We start from the raw sequence: 6611 nt of genomic DNA on the forward strand, positions 1-6611 counted from the left end.
ACACATGCACTGGGTGTCGCCGGGGTTTCTCTTTTGTCCCGAGGGCGGGCGGCCTATAGTGAACCCACCGGCCCCCAGGGGCGCGCGAGTGCCCGATCGCCCTCGGACTTTTTCATGGACATTGAAAACATTGCCTTCGTCGCCGCCCGGACCCCCGAGGCGCAGGAGTCTCTACGGCGCCTCAAGCACCGCTACGGCCACGTGGCGCCTGAACGGGCCGATATCATCGTGGCCCTGGGCGGAGACGGGTTCATGCTGGAAACCCTGCACGCCACGCTGAACCACAAGCAGGCCATCTTTGGCATGAACCGGGGCACGGTGGGCTTCTTGATGAATGCCTTCCGCGAGGATCGCCTGACCGAGCGGCTGCGCGCCGCCGCGCGGGTGACGCTCACCCCGCTGGGCATGCGCGCGACCACCGCCCAACAGGAAACCATCGAGGCCCTGGCCATCAACGAAGTGGCCTTGCTGCGCCAGTCGCGCCAGGCGGCCAAGCTGCGCATTCGGGTGGATGGCACGGTGCGGCTGGAGGAAATGGTGTGCGACGGGGTCTTGCTGTCCACCGCCGCCGGCAGCACCGCCTACAACGCCTCCGCCCATGGGCCTATTCTGCCCCTGGGCGCCAACGTGCTGGCGCTCACCCCGATCAGCGTGTTCCGGCCCCGGCGCTGGCGGGGCGCCGTGTTGCCCAACACCGCCCGGGTTGATATCGAGATCCTGGAGCAGCTCAAGCGCCCGGTGTCGGCGGCGGCCGACTTCACCGAGGTGCGCGACGTGGTGCGCGTGAACATCGCCGAGCGTCGTGACCTGGCGTTGACCTTGCTGTTCGACCCGGAACACAATCTGGAAGAGCGTATTTTGCGCGAGCAGTTCATGCCCTGATCCCCTGGTCTTTTGTCGCGTTTTTCCTGGGGCGAAAGACTTTGCATTGGGCGTGCGGGCTGCCTATATCCCACGGCGTTTGTGGGTCATGGGGAGAATCCCCGCGAGACCCGGGGCTTTCAAGGAGCGCGCCGCCCGCATGAGCACCCTCAACCACGAGACCGTGACCGCCGTCCATCACTGGACCGACCGTCTGTTCAGCTTCCGCACCACCCGCGACCCCGGGTTCCGGTTCGATAATGGCCAGTTCACCATGATTGGCTTGATGGTCGAGGGGCGGCCGTTGCTGCGCGCCTATTCCATGGTCAGCGCCAACCACGATGAATTCCTGGAGTTTCTCAGCATCAAGGTGCCGGATGGCCCCCTGACCTCGCGCCTGCAATCCCTGGCGGTGGGCGACACGCTCCTGGTCAGCCGCAAGCCCACCGGCTCGCTGGTGGCGGGCAACCTGCTGCCGGGGCGGGTGCTGTGGCTGATTGGCACCGGCACCGGGCTGGCGCCCTTCTTGTCGCTGATCAAGGATCCCGAGCTGTACGAGCGGTTCGAGCGCGTGGTGCTGGTTCACGGCGTGCGCTTCGTGTCCGAGCTGGCTTACCGCGAGGAGGTCACCGTCGCCTTGCCCCGTCACGAATACCTGGGCGAAATCCTGAACGAAAAACTGGCCTATTACCCCACCGTCACCCGCGAGCCTTTTTTCCATCAAGGGCGGATCACCACCTTGATCGACACCAACCGCCTGACCTCGGACCTGGGGCTGGAGCCTCTCTCGCCCGAGTCCGACCGGGTGATGCTGTGCGGCAGTCCGGCCATGCTGGCCGACACCACCGCCCTTCTGGAAGCCCGGGGTTTTGTCGAGGGCAGCGGCGGCGCGCCCGCTCACTACGTGGTGGAAAAGGCCTTCGTCGCGCGCTGACGAGGGCCAGAAGCCCGGGCCCGGGCGTTCGTCGGGCGAACCGGTCAAGCAGGGTGGCTTTCCCCCTTTCCCTGGCGGGAGGCGCGCGCTACAAGGACAACGCGGGGAAAGGGGCGGGCCCACCGCTTTCGGGTTGTCGTGGCCCCGGGGATGGGGGCCCTGTCGCTTTCCGCGCGTTTCCCCCGCTTTGGTTAAGGACAAAAGGCACACGCCATGAGCGCTTCTCCCCCCATCGGCCGGCGCCTGACCGTTCGCGATATCGTGGCCCGCAAGGGCAAGGACCCGGTGGTCTGCCTGACCGCCTACACCACGCCAATCGCGCGTCAGCTTGATCCCCATGTCGATATCCTGCTGGTTGGGGATTCCCTGGGCATGGTCCTTTATGGCCTGCCCACCACCTTGGGCGTGACCTTGGACATGATGATTGCCCATGGCCAGGCCGTGGTGCGCGGCTCCACCCAGGCCCTGGTGGTGGTTGACATGCCCTTTGGCTCCACCCAGGAAAGCCCCGCCCAGGCCTTTCGCAACGCTGCCCGGGTGATGGCCGAAACCGGGGCGGGTGCCGTCAAGCTGGAAGGCGGGCGCGAGATGGCCGAAACCATCGCCTTCCTGGTCAGTCGCGGCATTCCGGTGATGGGCCACGTGGGCCTGCGGCCGCAAAGCGTGAACACCCAGGGCGGCTTTCGCGCGCAAGGGCGCGACGAGGCCGAGGCCCAGGGCCTGATCGACGACGCCCGCGCCGTGGCCGAGGCCGGGGCCTTTTCCATGGTGGTCGAGGGCACCGTGGCCCCGGTGGCCGAGCGCATGACCCAGGCCGTGAGCGTGCCGACCATCGGCATTGGCGCGTCCGTCGCTTGCGATGGCCAGGTGCTGGTGATCGACGACGTGGTCGGCATGTTCATGGATTTCACCCCGCGCTTCGTGCGCCGCTATGCCACGCTGGGGCCGCAGGTGGGCGAAGCCGCCGCCGCCTATGCCGCCGACGTGCGCGCGCGGCGTTTCCCGGGACCCGAGCACACATTCCCGGCCCGCTCCGCCTGAGCCTTTAGGCTGTTTCCTGCCCCACGCTTCTTGCTTGGACGACGTCGTAATGACCGCTGTGAGTGAGCTTCCCCTTTCCCTTGCCTTGCCCGTGGCCCGCGAAGGCGCGGCCGTGCGTCGGACCGTGGCCCAGTGGCGGGCCGAGGGCCTGCGCGTGGCCCTGGTCCCGACCATGGGCGCCTTGCACGACGGGCACGTTTCGCTGGTGCGCCTGGCGTTGACCCAGGCCGATCGCGTGGTGGTGTCGGTGTTTGTCAATCCCACCCAGTTCGGCCCGTCGGAGGACTTCGCCGCCTACCCCCGCACCGAGGCCGCCGACGCCGTGCGCCTGTCGGAAGCCGGGGCGCATCTGATGTACGCGCCGACGGTCGAGGACATGTATCCCCCCGGTTTTGCCACCACCATCACGGTGGAAGGCGTGTCGCGCGGTCTGTGTGGCGACCGGCGCCCCGGTCATTTCCAGGGCGTGGCCACGGTGGTGAGCAAGCTGTTGATGCGCGCCCAGCCCGACGTGGCCGTGTTCGGGGAAAAGGATTATCAGCAGTTGCAGGTGATCCGCCGCCTGGTCGCCGATCTTGATCTTCCGGTGGAGGTGATCGGCGCCCCGGTGGTGCGCGAGGACGACGGCCTGGCCCTGTCGTCGCGCAATGCCTACTTGAGCCCCGGGGAACGCGCGATCGCCCCCCATCTGCACAGGATCCTGGTCGAGGTGACCCGGGCCCTGACCAGCCCCGAGACGGAAGCCGGCACGCCGGCCGCCGTCATCCTGGCCCGGGGCGAAGTGGCCTTGCGCGCCGCCGGTTTCGACGACGTGGAATACCTGGAACTGCGCGACGCCAGCACCCTGGCCCCGCAGGCCGCGTTCGTGCGCGGTCGTCCGGCCCGCCTGCTGGCGGCGGTGCGCCTGGGCCGGACCCGCCTGATCGATAACATGGCGGTGGAGGCGTAGGAACACCGTCTTCGGACGGGTGGCATGACGGGGGCCCGGCGCGGGTCTCGCTTTCTGGCAAACGGAGAACCTCGACGATGAAACCCCTGCCTCCGGTTTTGTTCGGGACGGGCGTGGTGCTGATGGCCGTCCTGGCCTGGCTGCTCCCGGGGCCGCGCGTGGTGCCCGATGCCCTGGGGCTGGCGGGCCTGGCCCTGATCGCGGGGGCGGGCACGTTCGCGGTGATGGCCGCGCGGCACGTGCTGCGCCAGGGCACCACGGTGCACCCGGGGCACGAGGCCACCGTGCTGGTCACCGACGGGCCGTTTCGCCTGACCCGCAATCCCATGTACCTGGGACTGGCCGGGATCCTGACCGGCTGGGGGCTGTGGCTGGGCACGCTGGTGCCGTTGCTGGTCGTGCCCGTGTTCGTGCTCGCCATCGCCCGCCTGCACATCGACAAGGAAGAAGCGCGGCTGCGCGCCCGCTTCGGCGAGGCGTTCGAGGCTTATTGCCAGTCCACCCGGCGCTGGCTGTAACCACGCCTTGAAAGAAGACCTGGCGGAGGGCAGGGCGTTCCCCCTCCCCCCGGGGGGAGGGGCGTGTCAGGCCTCGGGGCGCTGGCCGCTCCAGCGCCGCAGCAGGGGCGTTTCCAGGCCCAGCAGGTCCAGGGCGCGGCCCACGGTGTGGTCCACCATCTCCTCGATGCTTTGGGGGCGGTGGTAGAGGGCCGGGACCGGCGGCATGATGATGGCGCCGGCCTGGGTCGCGCGGGTCATCAGGTCCAGGTGGCCCAGGTGCAAGGGCGTTTCGCGCACCAGCAAAATCAGACGGCGGCGTTCCTTCAAACACACATCGGCAGCCCGCACGGTGAGGTTGTCGGCGTAGCAGGTGACGATGCCCGACAGGGTCTTGATCGAGCACGGCGCCACGATCATGCCCAAGGTGCGTACCGAGCCGCTGGCGATCGAGGCCCCGATGTCGCGGTGGTCGTGGACCACGTCGGCCAGGGCGCGCAGGGCGGCGGGGCTTACCTCGGTTTCGGCGGCCAGGGTGCGCAGGGCCGAGGGCGAAACGATCAGATGACGTTCGATCTCGGGCAGAAGGGCCAGGGCCTGGAGGGTGCGCACCCCGTACAAGGCGCCCGAGGCCCCGGACAGGGCCACGATCACCCGCTGGCGCGGCAAGACCGCGGAAGGCATGATTACACGGCCTCGTCGTCGGAACGCCACTTCAAGGAACAGCCCATCGAGGGCCATTGCGGATCCGGCACATGGGCCGGATCGGCGGCAACCGCGCTCATCGCCTCCAGCAGGTCGCGCCGGCAGCCGACGGGCGGCGGATCCTTGCGGCCTTCATCCAGCCGGCCGCGATAGCGCAAGGCCAGCCCCGGCTCGAACCCGAAAAAATCAGGCGTGCAGACGGCCTGGAAGGCGCGGGCCACCGCCTGGCTTTCATCGACCAGGTAGGGAAACGCAAAGGCGTGGTCGCGGGCGAACTCGGCCATGCGCGGCGGGGCGTCGTCCGGGTAGGCCTGGAAATCGTTGGGCATGATGGCAACCACACCCACGCCCAGGTCCAAAAGGCGCCGGGCATCCACGACGAAGCGATCGACCACCGCTTTCACATACGGGCAGTGATTACACAAAAAAGCGACCAGCAGGCCGCGCGGCCCCATGACCTGGTCGCGGGACCACGGGCGGCCCTCGGGATCGGGAAGCGTGAAGGGCGGGCAGTGGAAGGTGGTGTCCACGGCCGGAGTTTCGGTGCGCGCCATCGTGAGGGGTCCTTTGTGCCGGGCGGGATCTTCGTTCCAGATAAGGCAGTGTCCTTGCACCCGGTCAAGGGGTGGCGGGGCACGGCGTGCCGGGTATGCCCTTAGGAATAGAGTGCATCCCAAGGAGTGGCCCTTGTGTTTCGGGGGGCGATGGTGAGAGGATCTATCCAAAGGGCTAGAGGTTTGATTCGGCTTGGATCCTTGCCGGATCTGGTCACCTATATGACAGCTTTATGACAACCAAAGTATAACCTATTGCCAAGCCAACGAATTTTTATGAACGCGCCCTTGCGTTCGCGCACATCGTGCGCTATATCCTCTGCGTGAAGATAACGCGGGTCGAAACCGATGGCGACCGGGGACTTTCCCGGGAGCCGGAGATCCAGCACAACCCCTGGAGTGACGAGGCGTTCGATAGCACCATCTTAGAGAAAGGGACGGTCATGATGAATCGGTTTTTCCTGGTGGCGCGGGCTTTGGGCCTGACCAAGGCGGTGGAATTCAACCGTCACTGGTCCGAGCATTCGCCGGCCGAGGAAGGGGCGTTCCAACGCGCCCTGGCTCGGAAAACCAGTCCGCTTGCCCCCACCCCCTGGGTGTGGCTGTGAAGCGGTCGAGCCTTCCGGTCTCGCCTTGCCTTGCGAGGGCGGGGAACCGGGGGAACACGAACCGAACACAAGCGAAGGAGCGTAACAAATGATGAGTCGTTTCTTCCTGACCGCCCGGGCCCTGGGGTTGGTGCGTTCCTGGGAGTTCAGCCGGCACTGGGGCGAGCATGTGGCGTCCGAGGAAGCGGCGTTCGCGCGCGCGCTGAGCGGTCGTCGAGCCCCTCCAATCCCCCGCATCGGATCGTAGGGAGATTTTCCCTCCATGCGGGCCCGTCTCCCTCCCGGGCCTCTTTCCCTTCGGGCAAGGGCACGCCAGGGAGACGGCAAGGTAATCGGTTCACCCGATTACCCTGAGGGAGACGGGGCGCGGCTGGACATTGCTCCCAAGGCCCAATGGTGCAAGGCTTGAGGGGACGGGCCCGCATGGGGCCTGTCCTCGCCACGTGCTAGACTGAAACTGGA

9 protein-coding genes are annotated in these 6611 nt (G+C 67.4%); 7 read left to right on the forward strand and 2 right to left on the reverse strand.

All coding sequences use genetic code 11. From position 1 onward, the window contains the following. The first annotated feature begins 114 nt into the window (after positions 1-114). The 5 genes from ROR02_RS15700 (at position 115) to ROR02_RS15720 (ending at position 4303) form a co-directional block, all read left to right on the forward strand. Positions 115-882, forward strand: a complete 768-nt coding sequence (locus ROR02_RS15700; RefSeq protein ID WP_147164994.1) for an NAD kinase — start codon at positions 115-117, stop codon at positions 880-882. A gap of 139 nt (positions 883-1021) precedes the next feature. After that, on the forward strand, positions 1022-1795 hold the full coding sequence (locus ROR02_RS15705; protein WP_147164995.1) for a ferredoxin--NADP reductase: 774 nt from the start codon (positions 1022-1024) through the stop codon (positions 1793-1795). 213 nt (positions 1796-2008) lie between these two features. After that, entirely contained in the window at positions 2009-2836 is an 828-nt protein-coding gene (gene panB / locus ROR02_RS15710; protein ID WP_147164996.1) for a 3-methyl-2-oxobutanoate hydroxymethyltransferase, read from the forward strand. A 49-nt stretch (positions 2837-2885) separates the two neighbouring features. After that, positions 2886-3785 carry a pantoate--beta-alanine ligase gene (panC, locus tag ROR02_RS15715; RefSeq protein WP_147164997.1) on the forward strand — a complete coding sequence of 300 codons (900 nt, stop codon included), beginning with the start codon at positions 2886-2888 and terminating at the stop codon, positions 3783-3785. A 77-nt stretch (positions 3786-3862) separates the two neighbouring features. Then, complete coding sequence (locus ROR02_RS15720; protein ID WP_147164998.1) at positions 3863-4303, forward strand: methyltransferase family protein; 441 nt, start codon at positions 3863-3865, stop codon at positions 4301-4303. A 66-nt stretch (positions 4304-4369) separates the two neighbouring features. Here the strand turns inward: ROR02_RS15720 and ROR02_RS15725 are convergent, their stop codons facing one another. Beyond that, the gene (locus ROR02_RS15725) at positions 4370-4966 is read right to left on the reverse strand and encodes a UbiX family flavin prenyltransferase (protein ID WP_147164999.1); all 597 of its coding nucleotides are present in this window, start codon (positions 4964-4966) and stop codon (positions 4370-4372) included. 2 nt (positions 4967-4968) lie between these two features. Then, the gene (locus ROR02_RS15730) at positions 4969-5541 is read right to left on the reverse strand and encodes a thioredoxin family protein (protein ID WP_147165000.1); all 573 of its coding nucleotides are present in this window, start codon (positions 5539-5541) and stop codon (positions 4969-4971) included. Positions 5542-5984: 443 nt separating this feature from the next. Here ROR02_RS15730 and ROR02_RS16695 point away from each other — a divergent pair, with 443 nt between their 5' ends. Together ROR02_RS16695 and ROR02_RS16700 are read left to right on the forward strand one after the other, a co-directional pair. Then, positions 5985-6149 carry a hypothetical protein gene (locus ROR02_RS16695; RefSeq protein WP_170245153.1) on the forward strand — a complete coding sequence of 55 codons (165 nt, stop codon included), beginning with the start codon at positions 5985-5987 and terminating at the stop codon, positions 6147-6149. An 88-nt stretch (positions 6150-6237) separates the two neighbouring features. After that, positions 6238-6396, forward strand: coding sequence for a hypothetical protein (locus tag ROR02_RS16700; protein ID WP_170245154.1), 159 nt, complete (start codon positions 6238-6240; stop codon positions 6394-6396). The last annotated feature ends 215 nt before the right edge of the window (positions 6397-6611 follow it).

It is taken from the genome of Pararhodospirillum oryzae, assembly GCF_007992075.1.
GTDB classification, from domain to species: Bacteria; Pseudomonadota; Alphaproteobacteria; order Rhodospirillales; family Rhodospirillaceae; genus Pararhodospirillum; species Pararhodospirillum oryzae.